This window comes from Hongsoonwoonella zoysiae (genome assembly GCF_013266695.1).
GTDB lineage: Bacteria > Pseudomonadota > Alphaproteobacteria > Rhizobiales > Stappiaceae > Hongsoonwoonella > Hongsoonwoonella zoysiae.
In genome coordinates this window covers 747,962-769,228 of the sequence record NZ_JABRXF010000003.1, presented here as the reverse complement: position 1 = coordinate 769,228, position 21,267 = coordinate 747,962, and the positions used below count along the sequence as shown (strand labels likewise).

At 61.7% G+C, this 21,267-nt stretch carries 17 protein-coding genes; 15 read left to right on the top strand and 2 right to left on the bottom strand.

Annotation, left to right across the window (positions count from 1 at the left end):
• Positions 1-56 precede the first annotated feature (56 nt).
• From HPQ64_RS19980 to tsaA, 5 genes are all read left to right on the top strand, one after another.
• Positions 57-1,991, top strand: coding sequence for a PrkA family serine protein kinase (locus HPQ64_RS19980; protein ID WP_172890363.1), 1,935 nt, complete (start codon positions 57-59; stop codon positions 1,989-1,991).
• A gap of 22 nt (positions 1,992-2,013) precedes the next feature.
• Positions 2,014-3,333, top strand: a complete 1,320-nt coding sequence (locus HPQ64_RS19975) for a YeaH/YhbH family protein (protein WP_172890362.1) — start codon at positions 2,014-2,016, stop codon at positions 3,331-3,333.
• A complete protein-coding gene (locus tag HPQ64_RS19970; protein ID WP_172890361.1) occupies positions 3,326-4,840 on the top strand; it encodes a SpoVR family protein in 1,515 nt (504 codons plus the stop codon). Before HPQ64_RS19975 ends, HPQ64_RS19970 begins: the two co-directional genes overlap by 8 nt.
• Before the next feature lie 141 nt (positions 4,841-4,981).
• Positions 4,982-5,884, top strand: a complete 903-nt coding sequence (locus HPQ64_RS19965; protein WP_172890360.1) for a GGDEF domain-containing response regulator — start codon at positions 4,982-4,984, stop codon at positions 5,882-5,884.
• Between the two features lie 217 nt (positions 5,885-6,101).
• Entirely contained in the window at positions 6,102-6,596 is a 495-nt protein-coding gene (tsaA, locus tag HPQ64_RS19960) for a tRNA (N6-threonylcarbamoyladenosine(37)-N6)-methyltransferase TrmO (RefSeq protein ID WP_172890359.1), read from the top strand.
• A 6-nt stretch (positions 6,597-6,602) separates the two neighbouring features.
• Here the strand turns inward: tsaA and HPQ64_RS19955 are convergent, their stop codons facing one another.
• Entirely contained in the window at positions 6,603-7,937 is a 1,335-nt protein-coding gene (locus tag HPQ64_RS19955; RefSeq protein WP_172890358.1) for an MmgE/PrpD family protein, read from the bottom strand.
• Between the two features lie 436 nt (positions 7,938-8,373).
• Here HPQ64_RS19955 and HPQ64_RS19950 point away from each other — a divergent pair, with 436 nt between their 5' ends.
• From HPQ64_RS19950 to HPQ64_RS19930, 5 genes are all read left to right on the top strand, one after another.
• Positions 8,374-9,333 (top strand): TAXI family TRAP transporter solute-binding subunit, encoded by a 960-nt coding sequence (locus HPQ64_RS19950; RefSeq protein ID WP_172890357.1) that lies wholly within the window; start codon positions 8,374-8,376, stop codon positions 9,331-9,333.
• Between the two features lie 120 nt (positions 9,334-9,453).
• Complete coding sequence (locus tag HPQ64_RS19945) at positions 9,454-12,231, top strand: TRAP transporter permease (protein WP_172890356.1); 2,778 nt, start codon at positions 9,454-9,456, stop codon at positions 12,229-12,231.
• A gap of 11 nt (positions 12,232-12,242) precedes the next feature.
• On the top strand, positions 12,243-12,668 hold the full coding sequence (locus tag HPQ64_RS19940; RefSeq protein WP_172890355.1) for a universal stress protein: 426 nt from the start codon (positions 12,243-12,245) through the stop codon (positions 12,666-12,668).
• A gap of 36 nt (positions 12,669-12,704) precedes the next feature.
• Positions 12,705-14,045, top strand: coding sequence for an SAF domain-containing protein (locus HPQ64_RS19935; RefSeq protein WP_172890354.1), 1,341 nt, complete (start codon positions 12,705-12,707; stop codon positions 14,043-14,045).
• 45 nt (positions 14,046-14,090) lie between these two features.
• Positions 14,091-15,275, top strand: coding sequence for a cation:proton antiporter (locus tag HPQ64_RS19930; RefSeq protein WP_172890353.1), 1,185 nt, complete (start codon positions 14,091-14,093; stop codon positions 15,273-15,275).
• A gap of 9 nt (positions 15,276-15,284) precedes the next feature.
• Here HPQ64_RS19930 and HPQ64_RS19925 read toward each other — a convergent pair whose 3' ends face one another.
• Positions 15,285-16,667, bottom strand: coding sequence for an L-serine ammonia-lyase (locus HPQ64_RS19925; RefSeq protein ID WP_172890352.1), 1,383 nt, complete (start codon positions 16,665-16,667; stop codon positions 15,285-15,287).
• 337 nt (positions 16,668-17,004) lie between these two features.
• Here HPQ64_RS19925 and kynU point away from each other — a divergent pair, with 337 nt between their 5' ends.
• From kynU to HPQ64_RS19900, 5 genes are all read left to right on the top strand, one after another.
• Positions 17,005-18,222 (top strand): kynureninase, encoded by a 1,218-nt coding sequence (gene kynU / locus HPQ64_RS19920; RefSeq protein WP_210260424.1) that lies wholly within the window; start codon positions 17,005-17,007, stop codon positions 18,220-18,222.
• Positions 18,219-19,064 (top strand): tryptophan 2,3-dioxygenase, encoded by an 846-nt coding sequence (kynA, locus tag HPQ64_RS19915; protein ID WP_172890350.1) that lies wholly within the window; start codon positions 18,219-18,221, stop codon positions 19,062-19,064. Before kynU ends, kynA begins: the two co-directional genes overlap by 4 nt.
• Before the next feature lie 14 nt (positions 19,065-19,078).
• Entirely contained in the window at positions 19,079-19,708 is a 630-nt protein-coding gene (gene kynB / locus HPQ64_RS19910; RefSeq protein WP_172890349.1) for an arylformamidase, read from the top strand.
• A 75-nt stretch (positions 19,709-19,783) separates the two neighbouring features.
• Positions 19,784-20,554, top strand: a complete 771-nt coding sequence (locus HPQ64_RS19905; protein ID WP_172890348.1) for an ABC transporter ATP-binding protein — start codon at positions 19,784-19,786, stop codon at positions 20,552-20,554.
• A complete protein-coding gene (locus tag HPQ64_RS19900; RefSeq protein ID WP_172890347.1) occupies positions 20,551-21,258 on the top strand; it encodes an ABC transporter ATP-binding protein in 708 nt (235 codons plus the stop codon). Before HPQ64_RS19905 ends, HPQ64_RS19900 begins: the two co-directional genes overlap by 4 nt.
• Positions 21,259-21,267 lie beyond the last annotated feature (9 nt).

Below are 21,267 nucleotides of genomic sequence, written 5' to 3'. Positions count from 1 at the left end.
GAGGTCCACAAGAAAGGTCGCTCAGTTCGGATCACGCAACGCAGAGGGGTCGAACAATGGACGTGTACAGCCGGTTCGCGGAAGTCTACGAAAGGTCGAAGATCGACGAGATGTCGGTGCAGGACTACCTGCTCGCATGCCGCGACGACCCGACGATGCGCGCAACCGCCGCTGAACGCATGATGCAGGCTATCGGCGAGCCGGAGTTCGTCGACACCAGCCAGGATCAGCGGCTCGGCCGCATATTCCTCAACAGGACGATCAAGCGCTACGAAGCGTTCAAGGATCTCTTCGGCATGGAAGAGACCGTGGAGCGGATCGTCGGATTCTTCCGCCATGCAAGCCAGGGCCTGGAAGAACGCAAGCAGATACTCTACTTGCTCGGCCCGGTGGGCGGCGGCAAGTCGACGATCGCGGAAATCCTGAAGCAGCTCATGGAAAAGGAGCCGATCTACGTCCTGAAGGCGGGCGAGGAGATCAGCCCCGTTTTCGAATCCCCTCTCGGCCTCTTCGACCGCGAGCGCATCGGCGATCTTCTCGAGGACAAGTACAATATCCCCAAGCGCCTCCTCAACGGGTTGATGTCGCCCTGGGCCGTGAAGCGGCTTGACGAATTCGACGGCGATATCTCGAAATTCTCCATCGTCAAGCTACATCCCTCGAAACTGCGCCAGATCGGCGTCACCAAGACGGAGCCCGGCGACGAGAACAACCAGGACGTCTCTTCGCTGGTCGGCAAGCTCGACATCCGCAAGCTGGAGCACCTCAGCCAGAACGATCCGGACGCCTACAGCTATTCCGGCGCGCTCAACCGCACGACGCAGGGGCTGATGGAATTCGTGGAGATGTTCAAGGCGCCGATCAAGGTGCTGCACCCCCTGCTGACCGCGACCCAGGAAGGCTCCTACGTCGGCACGGAAAACATCGGATCGTTCCCGTACCAGGGCATTATCGTCGCCCATTCCAACGAGGCGGAGTGGCAGCAGTTCAAGAACAACAAGAACAACGAGGCCTTCCTCGACCGTATCTCCGTGGTCAAGGTGCCCTACTGCCTGCGCGTGAGCGAAGAAACGCAGATCTACGAAAAGCTTTTGAAGGAAAGCACGCTTGCGGACGCCGCCTGCGCGCCGGAAACGCTGCCGATCCTGTCCCGCTTCAGCGTGCTGACGAGGCTCAAGGAGCATGAAAACTCCACGCCCTATTCCAAGCTTCGCGTCTATGACGGCGAAACGCTGAAGGACACCGACCCCAAGGCGAAGTCCATCCAGGAATACCGCGATGCGGCGGGCGTCGATGAGGGCATGAACGGCATTTCGACGCGCTTTGCCTTCAAGGTGCTGTCGGAAACTTTCAACCACGACACCGAAGAGGTGGCCGCCGATCCGGTGCATCTGATGTATGTGCTCGAACAGGCGGTGAAGCGCGAGCAATACGATGAGGAGACGCAGGCCAGATACCTCGATTTCCTGAAAACCGAGCTCGCCCCGCGTTACGCCGAGTTCATCGGCAACGAGATCCAGAAGGCCTATCTGGAATCCTACGCCGACTACGGGCAGAACCTATTCGACCGGTATATCGCCTACGCCGATGCCTGGATCGAGGACCAGGACTACAAGGACCCCGACACGGGCCAGATGTTCGACCGCGAGATCCTGGAATCCGAGCTTGAGAAGATCGAAAAGCCGGCCGGAATCGCGAACCCCAAGGACTTCCGCAACGAAGTGGTCAAGTTCGTGCTGCGGGCAAGGGCCGAGCATGGCGGCAAGAACCCTGACTGGCGGCAGTACGAGAAGCTGAAGAGAGTGATCGAAAAGCGGATGTTCGGCCAGGTGGAAGACCTTTTGCCGGTCATCAGCTTCGGGGCCAAGCGCGACAAGGAAACCGACGCCAAGCACAACGAGTTCGTCGACCGCATGGTCGCCAGAGGATACACGCGCCGGCAGGTGCGGCGTCTGGTAGAATGGTACATGCGGGTGAACAAGGCGGGGTGAACGGGAAAAGGCGCAAATTGATATGGCCCACTTCGTCGATCGACGTCTGAACCCGAAGGACAAAAGCCTCGGCAACCGGCGGCGGTTTCTCAAGAGGGTGCGCGCTCAGGTGAAGAAGGCCGTCAACGAGACGGTCAACAAGCGCCGCGTCGCCGACGTGGATCGTGGAGAAAGCGTTTCGATACCCGCCGACGGGATATCGGAACCCAGTTTCCACTATGCGCGCGAAGGCGGGCGGCGCGAGCGCGTGTTCACCGGCAACAAGGACTATCGCGCCGGCGACAGGATCGACAAGCCGCGCTCGGGCGGAGGCGGGCGCGGGCGGCAAGGTGCCGCGGAAGGCGAAGGCGAGGACGATTTCCTGTTCGTTCTTTCGCGTGACGAGTTCCTCGACATCTTCTTCGAGGACTTGGAGCTGCCCGATCTCATCAAGCGCAGCCTGAAGGAAATCAAGACGACCAGGACACAGCGCGCGGGCTTCACCGTGACGGGCTCGCCCGCGAACATCAGCGTCAAGCGCACGATGAGCAACGCGCTGGGCCGCAGGCTCGCGCTCAACCGGCCGAGCGAAAGGGAAGTCAGGGACCTTCGCGAGCAGATCTTCGCGCTGGAGAAAGTCTCCAGGCCGACGAAAAAGCAGCGCGAGGAGCTGAAGCGGCTGCACGATGAGCTTGAAACAATGCTCCGCCGGCAAAGGGTGATCGGCTACATCGACCCGCTCGACGTGCGCTACAACTACTTCGTCCAGAAGCCTGAGCCCAACGCCAAGGCCGTGATGTTCTGCCTGATGGACGTTTCCGCCTCCATGGGCGAGCGGGAAAAGGAACTGGCAAAGCGCTTCTTCGTGCTTTTGCATCTCTTCCTCAGCCGCCGCTACGACAAGATAGAGCTCGTCTTCATCCGCCATACCCACGACGCGAGCGAGGTGGACGAGGACACCTTCTTCTACTCCCGCGAAACGGGCGGGACGGTGGTCAGCACCGCGCTTGTGGAGATGAAGAAGATCGTCGACCAGCGCTATCCGGCATCCGAATGGAACATCTATGCCGCGCAAGCTTCCGACGGCGAGAACTTCAGCGGGGATTCCGCACGTTGCGCGGATCTGCTCCTCAGCCAGCTCATGCCGCTTTGCCAGTATTTCGCCTATATCGAGATCGTCGACGAGGAGGAGGCGAGGCTCATCAACAGCGAAGCCAACGGCATGGAGCTCTGGCGGGCCTACCGGGGGGTGGCGGCCAAGCTTGGCAATTTCGCCATGAAGCGCATCGCGCGGCCCGCGGACATTTATCCCGTCTTCCGCGAATTGTTCGCCCGCAGGAGCGAGGGAGCCGAGAATGGCTAAACGGCCGCGCAAGCCGGAGCTTCTCTTCGAAGGCTCCGACTGGGACTTCGACATGCTGCAGCGCACGACCGAGGCGATCGAGGAAATCGCGCTGCAGGACCTCGGGCTGAACGTCTATACCAACCAGATCGAGATCATCTCTTCCGAGCAGATGCTCGACGCCTATTCTTCCATCGGCATGCCGCTGATGTACCGGCACTGGTCGTTCGGCAAGCATTTCCTGCATCACGAACGGCTCTACCGGAAGGGGATGCGCGGTCTTGCCTATGAGATCGTCATCAACTCCAACCCTTGCATCAGCTACTGCATGGAAGAAAACACCATGGCGCTGCAGGCGCTGGTGATCGCCCATGCCGCTTTCGGCCACAATCATTTCTTCAAGAACAACCATCTCTTCCTGCAGTGGACCGATGCCGACGGGGTTCTCGATTACCTGAGCTATGCGCGCGGCTTCATCGCCCAATGCGAGGAAAGGCACGGCGTGGACGAAGTGGAAGCAATACTCGATTCCGCCCATGCGCTGATGCCGAACGGCGTGTTCCGCCGCCGCCGACCGCCGCGACTTTCGCTTCGCGAGGAAGAGGAGCGGCGGCTGGAACGCATCCGCGCGGAGGAGGAAGCCGTCCACTACCTGTGGGACACGCTGCCGCGGCGCGGGGCCGGCAGTGTCGCGGCCGACCGGGAACGCCTGGAACGGAAACGCGAAATGCACCTCCCGGAGGAAAACATCCTCTACTTCCTGGAGCATTACAGCCCGATCCTGCGGCCATGGCAGCGCGAAATCATCCGTATCGTGCGCAATATCGGCCAGTACTTCTATCCGCAGAAGCAGACGAAGCTCATGAACGAAGGCTGCGCCTGCTTCGTGCACTACTACATCATGAACGAGTTGCACCGTTCAGGGCGTATCAACGACGGCGCGATGCTGGAGGTTCTTCACAACCACAGCAACGTGCTGACGCAGCCCGACTTCGACGACCCGCGCTACGGCGGCATCAACCCCTATGCGCTCGGTTTCGCGATGATGCAGGACATCCGCCGCATCTGCGAAGAGCCGGGCGAGGAGGACATCGAGTGGTTTCCCGATATCGCCGGCTGCGGCGACTGGCGGCGCGTGCTGAAGGACGCTTGGGCGAACTACCGCGACGAAAGCTTCATCCAGCAATTCCTGAGCCCGACCGTCATGCGCCACTTCAAGATGTTCTCGCTGGTCGACGACGCCTCCAAGCCTTTTTACGCCGTTTCGCACATCCATGACGAACGGGGCTTCCGCGAACTCAGGGATTCGCTTGCGCGGGAGTACGACGTGGCGGTGGCGGATACCGACATCCAGGTGGTGGATGTCGACCTTCTGGGAGACCGCTGGCTGAAGCTGCGCTCGGTCAAGCGCAACGGCGTGCCGCTGGAACCGGCCGACAGGGATGCGACCTTGCTCCATCTGCGCCGGCTCTGGGGCTACAAGGTGGAAATAGAGGAAATCAGCGAAGGCGCGAGCTTGGCCTCCTGAAGCCGGTACGACTTGCCGGTCACATGTTTGGCATTTGCCGCGACGCAAAATCGCAATCATCGATTGTCGCTACGTAAGTTGATTACTCTCCGTTAAACGATCCTGGCATATCGTGGTCGCAATTCTGGATTGGTCAGCGCGATGCACATTGTCCTCGTCGAGCCGAGTTCGATCGGCCGCAGAATAATCGCACGTATGCTCGAAGGCCGCGGGCACCGCGTCGAGGCCTTCGAGAATGGCGCGCGTGCGCTCCGCTTCATCCAGGACACGCCATCCGTCGACGTCGTGCTTACCAGCTTCGAGACGGACGGGATTTCCGGCACCGAGCTTTGCTGGGAATGCCGACTGATCGCCCAGGAGGGCCGTCTTCTCTACATTATCGCCATGTCGTCGGGCACCGAAACCTCGAAGGTGATCGAAGCGCTCGACTGCGGTGCGGACGACTTCATCCGCAAGCCGCCGGTGCCGGAGGAACTGTTCGCACGCCTGAGGGCGGCCGAGCGGCTTTCCACCATGCACAAGGAGCTTGTCAGCTTCGCCACTTGCGATGAACTCACCGGGCTTTTGAACCGCCGAGCCTTCTTCGAGGCGGCGGAACGGTCTATTGGCGATGCGCTGACGGAAATGCCAATCAGCGCCATCATGCTGGATATCGATCATTTCAAGCGCATCAACGACACCTACGGCCATTTGGCGGGCGATGCCGTCATCAAGGCGGTGGGCGAGTTTATCGCAAGGCAATCGAACATCGTCGGGCGGCTGGGGGGCGAGGAATTCGCCATCCTTCTTCCCGGACGCAAGGAACTGGACGCCTACAAGATCGCCGAATGCCTGCGCTTCGAGATCGCGGGCGCGGCGATTTCAGCCGACGACGAAACGATCCACATTACGGCGAGCCTCGGAGTGGCGGAGATTTCGTCGAATTCCGACATATCTCTTACGGACCTCCTGAAACGCGCAGATGCCGCGCTCTATGAAGCAAAGAAGGCTGGCCGCAACCGCGTTCACAGGCCCGAGGACGACATCATCTTCGCCGTGGTCTGATATGTGGCGGCGGTGGTCTTGCGCCTGCATGAAATGCCGCATTGCGCGCGACAGTGCGAATTGGCGACAATCACCGGCGAGCGATACCGGAGCATGTTCCGTCGAAACGGGTTCGTCTTGACGGAGAGAACATGCAGCAACCCTTGAACCCGAGCGATTTGCGATCACGAAAACGAAGCCGCTTTCGTGACAAACGCTCCAAGCGACGTGAAACCAGATGTCCGATACAAATACCGCCGATGAGGAAGGCATTCGCCCGGGCGAAATCGCCATGGACCTGCCGGAGGAATTCGATGCCGGCGTTTATTTCATCGGCCGTATCCGCACACCCTGGGCAAGCCGCAAGGAGTGTCCGCACAGGGGCGAGATCGACGGTCCGGTCTGCACCATAGAAGTCGACCCGCGCTGGCAGGCGGCGCTTGAGGGCATTGAGGGCCGGGAGCGCCTGCTGGTGCTCTACTGGATGGGCCTTGCGCGCCGTGACATCGTGCTCCAGCGCCCGCGCCGCAAGGACAGGCTTGCCGGCGCATTCGCCTTGCGCTCACCGGTGCGGCCAAACCCGATCGCCGCCGCCGTCGTCAGGCTTGAGGCCGTCGAGGGCCGTTTCCTGAAGGTGCGTGGCCTCGACTGCGTGGACGGCACGGCGCTCGTCGACATCAAGCCGGAGTTTTCGCCGGCCGAAAGGAAGTGTGACGAGGCGGAGGGCCCCTAAGCGGTTTCAGGCGCCTAGAGAGGCGAGCACGTCCGGCAGCGTAAAGCGTTCCGATGTGTCGAGCGTATCGACCGTTTCGAGAAGGGTTGCGGCTGCTGGATGTCCGATCAGGGCTTCAGCCTTTTCCACCAGCCGTGTGCGCGTGAGTGCGGCATCAACCGGCTCTGCCAGGTCGCAGTGATGTTCGAGATGGCGGCCATCCGGCAACTCGACGATTGCGAGCGCCTCGATGCTGCCAAGTGCGTCGTCCGTCTCGACGGTAACCCGGTCGCGAAGCTGTGCGAGATCGGGGTCGGCGCAGGCGGCATCGCAAAAGGTTTCAAGGGCGGCAGTATCGCGGCCCGCCAGCGCCATGGCACTGGTCAGGCGGAAACTGAACTTCGCCTCAAGGCCCGTAGCGGGTGAGAGAATGTTGCACACCCTGAGCCACTGCGGATGAACGCGAAGAACGATGGATCGTGCCTGCGCCGCCTCGGGGCCGATCTTGCTGCGCAATGCCTTGAGAGCGTCGATCGGCGCATGAGTGCCGTGGCAGCAGGCGTGATGCTTGAACTGTACCCGGTCGAAGCGGAACGTTTGACCCAGCCCATCGAATGGCGTTTGCGCATCGCCTTCGCCCGCATGGGTGTCGGCAAAACCCTGCACGCATTCAAGCCCTTGGGGGTTGGATATGAAACCGAGCGAGGCGAGTTTCGCCGCCTCGACGCCGTTCGACGCGGCAAGGCCTGCATGAAAGGGCTTGCCCATGGTGCCGAACTGGGACTTCAGGCCCGAGGCGCGGGTCGAGACAAGACCGAGCGTATGGCCGCAGCGCTCCTCGTCGAGGCGGAGCAGACGCGCGCTTGCGGCAGCCGCCCCGAAGGCGCCTGCGGTCGCCGTCTGGTGGAAACCGTGGCGGTAATGCCCGTTTCCCAGGTATCTGCCGACCCGGCAGGCAACCTCAAGCCCGATGACGAAAGCGTCCAGCACTTCCCGTCCGTCGCGCCCCAGTGCCTCGCCAAGGGCAAGAACGGCAGGAAAGATCCCCACCGACGAATGGCCGATATGGTCGAAATGCGTATCGTCATAATCGAGCGCGTGGGAAGTCGTGCCGTTGGAAAGTGCTGCGGTGCGGGCGGGCAACCGGTCCGCAAGGCCGATGACCATAGCCTCCGGCGTGCCGCCTTCCGATGATGCCATCTCGCGAACGATCCGGCTGACCGGCTCGTCGCGCCCGGCGAGCGCGACGGCACTCCAGTCTAAAATACAGGATTTGGCGGTCAGGATCTGGTCCGGCGAAAGGAGGCGGCTTTCGAAGGAGCAGATGAATTCCGCCAGTTGCGCCGTAATGCCGTCCGCCATCTTCTTCGTCCGCCTTTCAACCGAATTTACCAAGTTCATAGGTGGGTGTGGGGAAGGTTGGCAAGTGCGGCGGCCAGCCACCCGTGCGGCCCCGCGAGCATGATCGAAGGCTACAAGTGTTTCGCCGCAAGTGAAAAAAGAGTTCCCGATTTAGCGGAATCGCAAGGGCTGAACAGCGAAGGGAGGCATGTAAAAATTTCCATAAATAATTTCGAGATTTGAATTAATACGGAATCATTTAGATGAAACTGGGTTTTTGATTTTGCTTCGGCGCCCGTTGCGGGGAAGCGGTATTCCGAATATTTCGAGCCTTGCAAAGACCCGTTACGGAAATGTCGGCCGGCCCGGGATTTGCCGGGCATGGGCAATGCGTTGCGCCTCCCGCGTCTTCCCCCTAAGCTGAAGCTCGTTTGCAACGATAAAAGGGAGGTCGGTGATGAATGCACTGACGCGTATTCTTGCCGGAGCCGTTGTCGCCCTTGGCGCACAGTCGGCCATGGCACAGGAAACTTTCGTCACGATCGGCACGGGTGGTCAGACCGGCGTCTATTACGTCGTCGGACAGTCGATCTGCAAGCTCGTGAACCGCGGTTCGTCCGAGCACAACATCAAGTGCACGGCGCCGTCCACCGGCGGGTCGATCGACAACATCAACGCCATCAAGAACGGCGACCGCCAGATGGGCGTTGCCCAGTCCGACTGGCAGTTCCACGCCTATAACGGCTCCTCGAAATTCGAGGGCGAGAAGTTCGACAAGCTGCGCGCGGTGTTTTCCGTGCATGGCGAGCCGTTCACCGTCGTCGCGCGCGCCGATTCCGGCATCGAGACTTTCGACGACCTGAAGGGCAAGCGCGTGAACATCGGCAATCCCGGTTCCGGCCAGCGTGGCACCATGGAAGTGCTGATGAACGAAAAGGGCTGGACGCTCGACGATTTCGCCCTTGCTTCGGAACTGAAGGCGGCAGAACAGGCAAGCGCCCTTGCCGACAACAAGATCGACGCGATGATCTACACCGTCGGCCATCCGGCAGGCTCGATCCAGGAAGCCACCACCACGACGGATGCAAAGCTCGTGTCGGTGACGGGGCCGGAAGTCGACAAGCTCGTCTCGGAGAACCCCTACTATGCGATGGCGACCATCCCGGGCGGCATGTACAAGGGCAATGACGAGGCCGTCGAGACATTCGGCGTGAAGGCGACCTTCGTCTCTTCCGCGGATGTCCCCGACGAGGTGATCTACCAGGTCGTGAAGGCGGTCTTCGACAATTTCGACCGCTTCAAGAAGCTGCATCCGGCTTTCGAGAATCTGACCGAAGAGCAGATGATCAAGGACGGCCTGTCCGCACCGCTTCATCCGGGCGCCGAGCGCTACTACAAGGAGCGCGGCTGGCTCTGATACTCCGCATCCGCGAAGCCCCGCCCGAACAAAGCGGGGCTTCGTTCTTTTCCAGGCCCTTGATTTCTCATAATATTGACATTGCCCGGCTGGTCGGGCGGCGCAGGAGGGGGCATGCCGATGAGCGAGACGGGACAACCGCAGAGCAAGGCTTCGCCGAATCAGGACACTAGCGGCCTGAGCCAGGCCGAAATCGACGAACTGGTCGCCGCCAGTGACACCGGGTCCAGATCCGCCAGTGGTTTGATCGGCAGGCTGATCGCCGGAATAGCGCTTTTATGGTCGCTCTTCCAACTCTGGTTCGCGTCGCCGCTTCCCTTCACGGTGGGCTTCGGCATCTTCAACGACACCGAGGCGCGCTCCATCCACCTCGCCTTTGCCGTCGTGCTCGCGTTTCTGGCGTTCCCGGCCGCGCGTACGAAATTCCAGCTCGGTCTCGGCATTTTCGTGCCGGTCTTCATCGGCCTCCTGTTTGCGATATCCGCCGACGATATCGCCTTCCCGACCTGGATAATCCTGCTGATCGCGGCGCTGGTCGCCGTTGCGGTGCTTTTGCCTGCCCAAAACGACAGGGTATCGATCCAGGAATGGCTGATGGCTGTCGCGGGCGGCTATTGCTCGGCCTATCTCTTCATCTACTACACGGATCTTGCCGACCGCGTCGGGCAACCGATCTTCCAGGACTATGTCGCCGGCATCGCCGGTCTGCTGCTTCTTCTGGAAGCGACAAGACGCACGCTTGGCCCGGCTCTCGTGCTGGTAGCGGGCTTCTTCCTCGTCTACACGGTGCTCGGCCCCTACATGCCGGACATCATCGCGCACAAGGGAAACAACCTGCGCGAGATCATCAACCACCACTGGCTGACGACCGAAGGCGTCTTCGGCATTGCGCTCGGCGTGTCCACGTCATTCGTCTTTCTCTTCGTGCTTTTCGGAGCGCTGCTCGACAAGGCGGGTGCGGGCAACTACTTCATCCAGGTGGCGTTTTCGCTGATGGGGCACCTGCGCGGCGGGCCGGCGAAAGCGGCCGTCGTCTCCTCGGCCATGACCGGGCTGATCTCCGGCTCGTCCATCGCCAACGTGGTGACTACCGGCACCTTCACGATTCCGCTCATGAAGAAGGTTGGCTTCAGCGCCGAAAAGGCCGGCGCCGTCGAGGTGGCGTCGTCCGTCAACGGACAGATCATGCCGCCGGTGATGGGGGCGGCCGCCTTCCTGATGGTCGAATATGTCGGCATTCCCTATTTCGACGTGGTCAAGCACGCCTTCCTGCCGGCGCTGATCTCCTATATCGCGCTCGTCTACATCGTCCATCTCGAAGCCTGCAAGGCGGGGATGGAGGGGCTTCCGCGCGCCTATGAACCGGGCCCGTGGCTGCGCCGCATTGTCGGTTTCGTCTTCGGCGTGCTCGTGGTTTGCGTGCTTTCCGTGATTGTCTACTACGGGATGGGCTGGATCCGCCCGGCTTTCGGCGATACCGCGCCCTATGTGGTCTTCGCGTTGCTCACTGCCGTCTATGTCGGCCTCGTGATCTTCGGCTCCCGCTATCCGGAGCCCAAGATGGATGACCCGAACGAGCCAGTGACGCATCTTCCGCTTCCCGGACCGACCATCAAGTCGGGCCTGCACTTCATCCTGCCGGTCATCGTCCTGATCTGGGCGCTCATGGTCGACCGCCTTTCGCCCGGGCTTTCGGCCTTCTGGGCGACGGCTTTCATGATGTTCATTCTTGTCACGCAGCGTCCGCTCTTCGCGATCTTCCGCAAGGAAGGCGAGATGGGCGCGGAATTCCGGCGCGGTTTGAGCGAACTTGTCGACGGGCTGATCGCGGGTGCGCGCAACATGATCGGCATCGGCATCGCAACGGCAACCGCCGGCATCATCGTCGGGGCGGTGTCGCAGACGGGCGTCGGCTCCGCACTCGCCGACGTGGTGGAGGTGCTTTCCGGCGGCAACCTGCTTGCGATCCTTTTCCTCACCGCGATCCTGTCGCTTATCCTCGGCATGGGCCTGCCGACGACAGCGAACTACATCGTCGTCTCGGCGCTGCTTGCGCCGGTGATCGTCACACTCGGCCAGGAGAACGGGTTGATCGTGCCGCTGATCGCGGTTCATCTCTTCGTCTTCTACTTCGGCATCATGGCGGACGTGACGCCGCCCGTGGGCCTTGCCTCATTCGCGGCGGCCGCCGTTTCGGGCGGCGATCCGATCCGCACCGGCTTCGTCGCCTTTTTCTATTCGCTGAGGACGGCTGCGCTTCCATTCCTTTTCATCTTCAACACCGACCTTCTGCTCATGAACGTCGACTGGATCCACGGGATATTCATCTTCATCGTGGCGACCGTGGCGATGCTGCTGTTCTCCGCGGCGACGCAAGGCTGGTTCCTGACGAAAAGCAGGATCTGGGAATCGGTAGCGCTCCTGCTGCTCGCCTTCACGTTCTTCCGGCCGGGCTTCTGGATGGATATGATCTATCCTCCCTATGTCGATACGCCGCCGGCCCAGATCGCCGAGGCGGCGGCCGATGTGCCCGCCGGAGAGCCCTTGAGACTGCGCATAGCCGGCCTCGATGACGTCGGTGAAATGCGCGAATGGGTAGTGCTCCTCAAGCTGCCGGAGGCGGCTAGCGGGGCGGAGCGCCTTGAAGCGGCGGGCCTGACGCTGGTCGAGCGGGACGGCAAGACGATCATCGACGACGTCGCCTTCGATTCTCCCGCCGCCGATGTCGGCCTCGACTGGGACCAGGAGATCGTGCGGGTCCTTTCGCCGGTCGAAACACCGTCCAAGTACTGGATTTACCTGCCGGCGCTCCTGTTGCTCGGTGCGGTCGTTTGGCTGCAGAGGCGGCGGGCGGAAAACGGGACGGAGCCCGCGAAGGCCAGGCAACAGGCCGCATGAGGGAGGGCGAAATGTACAAGGCCATACTCTTGCCGGTCGATCTCGACCACGAAAGTTCCTGGGTGAAGGCGCTTCCCGTCGCGGTGAAGATGGCCGAAGCCTTCGGCGCGCAGCTCCACGTCGTTACCGTGGTGCAGGACATCAGGACATCCATAGTCTCTCAATATTTCCCGAGCGACTTCGAGGAAAAGGCCGTGCGCAAGGCGGCCGACACCTTGAACGCGCTGGTCAGGGACAAGATCCCGAACAGGAAAGTGAAGGAGCATGTCGTGGTCGGGCGCGTGTTCCGGGCGATCATGACATGCGCGGATGAAAACGGCTGCGATCTCATAGTGATGGCGTCGCACAGGCCGGAGATGACCGATTATCTGATAGGCCCGACGGCGGAAAACGTAACGCGCCATACGGACAAATCCGTTCTGGTGGTGCGCGACTGAGGCCGCGCATGTGGCCTCTGGCCAGGGGAGGAATGCGTGAACCTGTCCAGCATGTTGAGCGCGCGGGCGGAGGCGGACAAGCCGGTGCGGGTCGTGCTGATCGGCGCGGGCAAATTCGGATCCATGTATCTTGCCCAGGCGCGGCTGACGAAAGGTATTCACGTTGCCGCGGTCGTCGATCTCGATGTTTCCAGGGCGCGGGCATCCCTTGAGACAACGGGCTGGCCGGCGGAGCAATATGGCGCGGCCTCGCTCGCAGAGGCGGTAAAGAACGGCATGACGTTCGTCACCGACGATGCGCAGGCGGCGATCTCCGCCGGCCCGGTGGATGTGGTGATCGAGGCGACGGGGCACCCGTCCGTCGGCATCCGCCATTGCCTGGCGGCAATCGGGGCCGGCAAGCATATCGTCATGGTGAATGTGGAGGCGGACGTTCTGGCCGGCCCGCTCCTGAAGCGCAGGGCCGACCGGGCGGGCGTTGTCTATTCGCTTGCCTGGGGCGACCAGCCGGCACTTATCTGCGAGCATGTCGACTGGGCGCGCGCCTGCGGCTTCAAGGTGGTTTGTGCCGGAAAAGGCACGCGCTACCTGCCGCAATTCCACGGTCTCACGCCGGAAACCGTGTGGGACGAGCTTTGCAAGTACCTGACGTTCAAGGACAAGTCGGGCCTGAACCTGCAGATGTTCAATTCGTTCCTGGACGGCACGAAATCCGGCATCGAGATGAGCGCGGTCTGCAATGCGACAGGTCTCGCGCCGCAGCCCGGCGGACTGTCGTTCCCGCCGGCAAGCCGGTTCGAGTTGTCGAGCGTTTGCAGGCCGAAGGAAGATGGCGGAGCGCTCGCCTTTTCAGGTACGACGGAGGTGGTTTCCTCGCTCACCCGCGATGGCGAGGATGTGGCGCATCATCTTGCTATGGGCACCTATGTGGTGATCGAGGGCGAGACGGAATATGCCCGCCGCTGCTTTAGCGAATACCACATGTTGGAAGACGACAGCGGATGCTTCGCGTCCCTCTACCGCCCGACGCATATGATCGGCCTGGAACTCGGGATATCGGTGGCCTCCGTTGCGCTTCGCGGCGAGCCGACGGGAGCGCCGAAGGAATTCGTCGCCGATGTCGTCGCGACCGCCAAGCGGGACCTCAAGGCGGGTGAGACGCTCGACGGAGAAGGGGGTTTCTGCGTTTGGGGCAAGCAGCAGCCTGCGAAGGCCTCACTTGCCATGCAGGCCCTTCCCCTCGGGCTTGCGAGCGGAGTACGGCTCAAAACGGATGTCGCCGATGGTGCGATCGTGAAATGGTCCGACGTCGAATTCGATGGTGACGATCATGCGGTGAAGCTCCGCCGCGAGATGGAAACCGAATTTTCCGACTAAAGCCGCAATCCCGACCGTAATCAAGAGCAACCGAAGGAGCAGCGCTTGGACGCAGGCCTCATCATGATCGCGCTTGGCGCGGTGCTTCTGGTCGGAATGGCCGCTGACGAGATCGGCCACCGGACGCGTCTGCCGAGGGTGACGCTTCTCATGCTCGTCGGCTTCGTGGCGGGAAAAACCGGGCTCGATGTCCTGCCCGAGCCGATCATGGCCTGGGCGGATTTTCTCGCCAAGGTCGCGCTTGGCATGGTGGCCTTCCTGCTGGGGGGACGCCTGACGCGGGAAAAGCTGTTCACCGGAGGACCATCCATACTCGTCGTCTCGCTCGCGGTTGTTGCGATCACGACCGCGATCGTCGCCGGCGGGTTTGCGCTGCTTGGCTTTCACGCGATCGTTGCGCTCGTTCTCGCCGCGATCGCGACCGCTACGGACCCTGCGGCCGTGAAAGACGTGGTGCAGCAGACAGGCGCCAGAGGGCCTTTCACGGATCGTGTGCTCGGTATCGTCGCGGTAGACGATCTTTGGGGCATTCTCATCTTTGCCGTGATGCTGATTGTGGCGGGAACCTTGAACGGAGTTACGCTCGACAGCGTGATTTCAGATGCCTTCACCGAGATTTTCGGAGCTGTGGCGCTCGGCGTGGCCGTCGGCCTGCCAGCGGCATGGCTGACGGGCAGGATCAGCCCTGGCGACCCTACACAGGCCGAAGCGCTGGGCGTGGTCTTTCTGACGACCGGCCTTGCGATTTGGCTTGGCGTTTCCTTCCTGCTTGCGGGGATCGTCGCTGGCGCTGTCGTCGCAAATCTTGCGCGTCATCATTCGCGCCCGTTCCATGAGGTGGAGCACATCGAGTGGCCGTTCATGATTTTCTTTTTCGTGCTTGCGGGCGCGACGCTGGAGTCGGAACGGCTTGCCGATATCGGCGTTGCGGGCGCAGCTTATATTGGGCTGCGCATTATTTCCCGTCTTGCGGGCGGGGCGTTTGGCGCAAAGCTTGCCGGTCTCGGAGCGCTTGAACGACAATGGCTCGGGCCGGCGCTTTTGCCGCAGGCGGGCGTGGCGATCGGCATGGCGCTGGTCGCCGAGGAGCAATTCCCTGATCTCGAATTGTCGCTGTTGACGGTCGCGGTGAGCACCACGATTGTCTTCGAACTGATCGGCCCGATCCTGACGCAGGAAGCGTTCTACCGGACCGGCGAAGCGCCGAAGCCGGGTGCCGGGGAAGAATGAGGCCGGTCTTCAGCACTCCACGACGTTGACGGCAAGGCCTCCTTGCGAGGTTTCCTTGTATTTGTCCGTCATGTCCTTGCCGGTCTGGCGCATGGTCTCGATGCAGCTGTCAAGCGGCACGAAGTGGGTGCCGTCGCCCCTGAGCGCAAGGGAAGCGGCGGTCACGGCCTTCACCGCGCCAAGCGCGTTCCGCTCGATGCAGGGCACCTGGACGAGGCCACCGACCGGATCGCACGTCATGCCGAGATGATGCTCAAGGGCGATTTCGGCCGCGTTCTCCACCTGCTCGTTGGTGCCGCCAAGCGCTGCGCACAGACCGGCCGCCGCCATGGCAGAAGCGGAGCCCACCTCGCCCTGGCAGCCGACCTCGGCACCGGAAATCGAGGCGTTCGTCTTGATGAGGCCGCCGATCGCCGCGGCGACGAGCAGGAAGGTGCGAATGCCCTCCCGGCTGCAATCCGGGCAGTGATCGATGTAGTAGCGCACGGTCGAGGGGATGACGCCGGCCGCCCCGTTCGTGGGGGCCGTGACGATCCGCCCGCCGGCGGCGTTCTCCTCGTTGACGGCCATCGCGTAGACGGCGAGCCAGTCCATCACCTTGTGCTCGAACGGCTGGTTCTTGCCCTGCTCGGAGATAAGCTTTTCGTGGATCTGGCGGGCGCGGCGCTTCACCTTCAGCCCGCCCGGAAGCTGGCCTTCCTGCGAAAGCCCACGCTCGATGCAGGAGTTCATGGCGTTCCAGATCGCATCGACAGCCTCGTCCAGGTCCTTGTCCGGATGGCGGACAAGCTCGTTCTCCCGCTTCATCTGCGAAACGGTCAGGCCATGTTCCTTTCCCATCGCAAGCATCTGCTTCGCCGTCTTGAAAGGATAGGGAACTGGAATTTCCTCGCGAACCGGCTCGCCTTCGGCAAGGGCGGCAAGCTCGCCGGAGGTCAGCACGAAGCCGCCGCCGACGGAAAAATATGTTTCCTCGAAAACGATGCGGCTATGGCCGTCATAGGCGCGGCAGACCATGCCGTTCGAATGACCTTCGAGCGGCGGGCCGTAGTCGAACACGAGGTCGGCTTCCCGGTCGAAGGAGAGCGAGCCCAGCCCCGGGACCGAGAGACGACCCGTTTCCGCCAGCATCTCAAGATCGCGTTCGGCCTGGTCGAGATCTATCGTTGCGGGTTCGTGCCCGAGAAGGCCCAGCAGCACCGCGCGGTCCGTCGCATGGCCCTTGCCGGTGAAGGCAAGCGAGCCGTGCAGCGATACCATGATCCTCTTCGGCGCGGCCTCGATTGCCTTCAGGCTTGAAAGAAAGCGCGCTGCGGCAACCATCGGCCCCATCGTGTGGGATGATGATGGGCCGATGCCGATCTTGAAGATGTCGAATACGCTGATGAACAAGGCGCCCTCCCGGCCTCCCGAAGTTGCGGGTTGGTTGCCCGAATTCCAGGACACTGACGCAGCGATTGATCGCCGATTGCGCGGACTATGCCTTGAGTTTACGCCCTCGTCATCCGTTCGTCTCGCCGATGACGGAAATCTGAAAGATCATGTCGCTTCCATTCTTTCTCCGCCGGCCACCCCTGGGTTTGGACCTAATCTGAAGTTTGCCTCTATTCGGGATACGTTCAGAACGAACTTCAGATTCAAAAGGGTGACGGCCAAGTTTATGTTTCCAGCGTCATAGGCAGACTGGATTCGTTCGCAAGGGAAATCGGCAATGACGCGACTGACAAGGATGGAGATCGAGCGGCGCGACAACGAAGACCTGCTTGCGCGCAAGCGCGAAGCCTTCGATATCCCGCGAGGTGTCATCTATCTCGACGGCAATTCGCTTGGTGTCCTGCCGCGCGCCGTTCCCGCACGCATGGCGGAAGTGGTTTCGCGCGAATGGGGCGAAAGCCTGATCCGCGGCTGGAACGACCACGACTGGATCGATCTGCCGGCCCGCGTCGGCGATAAGATTGCCCGGCTGATCGGCGCTGAGCCCGGCACGGTGGTGGCAACCGATTCCACTTGCATAAATCTCTTCAAGGTACTTGCGAGCGCGCTGAAGCTGCGGCCTGACCGCAAGGCCATCCTTTCCGACAGCGGCAACTTCCCGACCGACCTTTACATGGCGCAGGGACTTTCGGCGCTGCTTGAAGCCGGACATGAGCTGAAGATCGTTGCACCGGAAGAGGTTGAAGCCGCGATCGACAAGAGCGTTGCCGTCACCATGATCACCGAGGTCGACTACAAGACCGGCCGCCGCCACGACATGGGCGCGATCACGAAACGCGCGCATGAGGCAGGCGCGCTCGCCCTTTGGGATCTGGCGCATTCGGCGGGCGCATTCGCTGTCGACCTTGCAGGGGCGGATGCCGATTTCGCAGTCGGCTGCGGATACAAATATCTGAACGGTGGACCAGGCGCACCGGCGTTCCTTTACGTCGCGCCGAAGCATCAGGATGTGATAACCCCGCCGCTGACCGGATGGATGGGGCATGAAGCGCCCTTTGCCTTCGACCTCGACTATCGCCCGGCGAAAGGCGTGGACCGCATGCGTGTCGGCACGCCGCCGGTGCTGTCGCTTTCGGCCCTCGATACGGCTCTCGATGTCTTTGCGGATGTTGACATGAAAGCGCTTCGGGAAAAATCCGTGAGCCTGTGCGAGCTTTTCATTGCCGAGGTCGAGGCGCGCTGCCCCGATCTCGTGCTCGCATCCCCGCGCGATGCGGCCGCACGCGGCTCTCAGGTCTCGTTCCGGTGCGACTACGGTTATCCGTTGATGCAGGCGCTGATCGCGCGCGGCGTTATCGGCGATTTCCGCGCGCCCGATATCGTGCGCTTCGGCTTCACGCCGCTCTATCTATCCCATATGGATGTTCTCAAGGCGGCGGAAATCCTGGAGGAAATCGTGGCAACGCGCGCCTGGGACCGGGAGGAGTTCAGGAAAAAGGCGAAAGTGACATGACCACGAAGACCACGCCTTACGACCCGGCAGACGACGGGGCGCAGATGGAATTCGACGGGCGCATGTCCTATGGAGACTATCTCGATCTCGACAAGGTTCTGAGCGCCCAGTCGCCGATTTCCGCCGCGCATGACGAGATGCTGTTCATCATCCAGCATCAAACGTCCGAACTCTGGATGAAACTTGCGATCCACGAGCTTGTGGCGGCGAAGGGCAAGATCGCCAAGGGAGATCTTTCGCCCGCCTTCAAGATGCTGACGCGCGTGGCGCGCATCTTCGAGCAGCTCAATTCCTCATGGCAGGTGCTGCGCACCATGACGCCGTCGGAATACGAGGAATTTCGCGACCAACTCGGCCAATCCTCCGGCTTCCAGTCCTACCAGTATCGCGCGATCGAATATCTGGCCGGCAACAAGAACGCCGCGATGCTGCGTCCGCATGCGCATATTCCCGAGGTTCATGGCTGGCTGGACCGGCTGTTGCGCGAAACCAGCCTTTACGACGAGGCGGTCCGCCTGCTTGCGCGGGAAGGTTTTGCCATCGACAAATCCGTGCTTGAGCGCGATCCGTCAACCCCGCACCAGGAGAACGAAAGCGTGCGGCAGGCCTGGCTCGAGATCTATCGGGATCCGCGCAAATACTGGCCGCTTTACGAACTGGCCGAAAAGCTCGTCGATTTCGAGGATTACTTCCGACGCTGGCGGTTCAACCATGTGACCACCGTGGAGAGGGTGATCGGCTTCAAGCGCGGCACGGGCGGCACCTCCGGAGTGGCCTATCTGCGGCGGATGCTGGAGGTCGTGCTTTTTCCCGAGCTCTGGTCGCTCCGCGCCGATCTTTGAGGAGGAGTGCCGCCTTGGCACGCATCATCGACATCACGCCGCCCGTTCGCTCCGGCATGGCCGTCTTCCCGGGCGATGCGCAATACCGTACGAAAAACACCTTCGCAATCGGGCCGGAGTGTCCGGTCAATGTCGCTGAATTTTCCATGTCCGCCCATTGCGGCGCGCATGCGGACGCTCCATTGCACTATGACGGCGAGGGCGCTTCGATCGACGCGCTTGGGCTTGAGGATTTCATAGGCCCGGCCCGCGTTATCGACGCGCGGGGGAAAGGTCCGCTCTGCCTGCCGGAAGATATCGAAGAACACCTCTTGGATGTGCCGCCGCGCGTTCTTTTGCGTCTCGAGACGGAAGTCGACTACACGACGTGGCGCGACGACTTTCGCGCGCTCGCGCCCGAAACGGTCGGCCTTCTTCACGAAAAAGGCGTTAAGCTTGTCGGTGTCGATGTTCCTTCCGTCGATCCTGCGAGCTCGAAAGACCTTGCGGCGCATATGGCATTTTTGCGCCACGACATGCGTATTCTGGAAAATCTCGCACTAAACCTTGCGGAAAGCGGGGATTTTGAGTTGATCGCGCTGCCTTTGAAGCTACAAGGGCTGGACGCGGCACCGGTGCGCGCCGTGCTGCGAACAATTGACTGACCTTGGGGCATATTTCCCAATAACAAAGACGGCGAAAACGCCGTTTCAGGCGAGGGGCTGGAGGCGGACGTCCATATGCTGGAAGTTGAAAATCTCGTCATGGAATATGGCGGCTTTCGCGCCGTTGACCGGTGCACCCTGAAGGCGGAGGAAGGGCACATTACCGGCCTGATCGGGCCGAACGGCGCCGGCAAGACGACGCTCTTCAACATGATCGCCGGAGCGATCGTGCCCACATCGGGCCGCATCCGGTATCTGGGCGAAGACATCACGAACCTTTCCGCCGACAAACGCTTCCACAAGGGGCTGGTGCGCACCTTCCAGATCCCGCATGAGTTTCACCGCCTGACGGTGCTTGAAAACCTGATGATGGTGCCGGGCCATCAGGCCGGCGAAAGCCTGTTTGCCAACTGGTTCGCCTGGGGCAAGGTCGCCGGCAATGAGCGCGAAACGGAAAGGCGCGCAAGGGAAACACTGGAGTTCCTGGAGCTTACCCATGTCACGGACGAGCGCGCCGGAAACCTGTCCGGCGGCCAGAAGAAGCTTCTGGAGCTTGGCCGCACCATGATGACGGATGCGAAGCTCGTGCTTCTCGACGAGCCGGCAGCGGGCGTGAACCGCACGCTCCTGCGCAAGCTTGAGGAGAAGATCGCGATTCTGAACAAGGAGCGCGGCTTTACCTTTATCCTCATCGAGCACGACATGGAAATGATCGAGAAACTCTGCCATCCCGTGATCTGCATGGCCGAAGGTACGGTTCTCATCGAAGGCGACTTCCAGACGGTGCGCTCCGACCCGCGCGTTCTGGAAGCTTATCTCGGCGAAACCGTCGGAGACGCCGCATGAGCCCGCTTCTCGATATGCGCGAGGTGCGCGGCGGCTATGGCGATGCAGATATTCTTCAAGGCGTGTCGCTCAACGTGGCTCCCGGCGAGATCGTCGCCATCGTCGGCCCGAACGGCGCGGGCAAGTCCACCGCGATGAAAGCCATTTTCGGCCTTCTTCACGTTCGCGGCGGCAAGATCACCATCGACGGTGAGGACATTACGGGCAAGAAGCCGAACCTGATCGTACAGGCGGGCGTGTGCTACGTGCCGCAGGTCGACAACATCTTTCGCGAGATGACGGTTCACGAAAACCTGGAGATGGGAGCGTTCCTGCGCTCCGGCGACCTTACAAGCGCCTATGACAGGGTCTACGGGCTTTTTCCGGATCTGCAGGAACGGCGCAAGACACTTGCCGGCAACCTTTCCGGCGGCCAGCGGCAGATGGTTGCCATGGGTCGCGCGCTGATGCTCGACCCCAAGGTGCTGCTCCTCGACGAGCCGACGGCGGGCCTTTCGCCGCGCTACATGGAACAGATCTTCCAGATCTGCCGCGATGTGCGGGATGTAGGTGTGGCGCTTCTTCTGGTCGAACAGCACGCCAAGCAGGCGCTTGCCTTTTCCGACCGCGGCTATGTTCTCGCCTCCGGGGCCAACCGGCATGAGGGGACGGGCGCCGAACTCCTGGCCGACCGCGAGGTCGCCGAAATGTTCCTCGGCGGATAGGGGCCAGGG

Coding starts and splice junctions, on each gene's coding strand:
- HPQ64_RS19980 (WP_172890363.1), top strand. CDS start 57: ATGGACGTGTACAGCCGGTTCGCGGAAGTCTACGAAAGGTCGAAGATC.
- HPQ64_RS19975 (WP_172890362.1), top strand. CDS start 2,014: ATGGCCCACTTCGTCGATCGACGTCTGAACCCGAAGGACAAAAGCCTC.
- HPQ64_RS19970 (WP_172890361.1), top strand. CDS start 3,326: ATGGCTAAACGGCCGCGCAAGCCGGAGCTTCTCTTCGAAGGCTCCGAC.
- HPQ64_RS19965 (WP_172890360.1), top strand. CDS start 4,982: ATGCACATTGTCCTCGTCGAGCCGAGTTCGATCGGCCGCAGAATAATC.
- tsaA (WP_172890359.1), top strand. CDS start 6,102: ATGTCCGATACAAATACCGCCGATGAGGAAGGCATTCGCCCGGGCGAA.
- HPQ64_RS19955 (WP_172890358.1), bottom strand. CDS start 7,937: ATGGCGGACGGCATTACGGCGCAACTGGCGGAATTCATCTGCTCCTTC.
- HPQ64_RS19950 (WP_172890357.1), top strand. CDS start 8,374: ATGAATGCACTGACGCGTATTCTTGCCGGAGCCGTTGTCGCCCTTGGC.
- HPQ64_RS19945 (WP_172890356.1), top strand. CDS start 9,454: ATGAGCGAGACGGGACAACCGCAGAGCAAGGCTTCGCCGAATCAGGAC.
- HPQ64_RS19940 (WP_172890355.1), top strand. CDS start 12,243: ATGTACAAGGCCATACTCTTGCCGGTCGATCTCGACCACGAAAGTTCC.
- kynU (WP_210260424.1), top strand. CDS start 17,005: ATGGAGATCGAGCGGCGCGACAACGAAGACCTGCTTGCGCGCAAGCGC.
- kynA (WP_172890350.1), top strand. CDS start 18,219: ATGACCACGAAGACCACGCCTTACGACCCGGCAGACGACGGGGCGCAG.
- HPQ64_RS19905 (WP_172890348.1), top strand. CDS start 19,784: ATGCTGGAAGTTGAAAATCTCGTCATGGAATATGGCGGCTTTCGCGCC.
- HPQ64_RS19900 (WP_172890347.1), top strand. CDS start 20,551: ATGAGCCCGCTTCTCGATATGCGCGAGGTGCGCGGCGGCTATGGCGAT.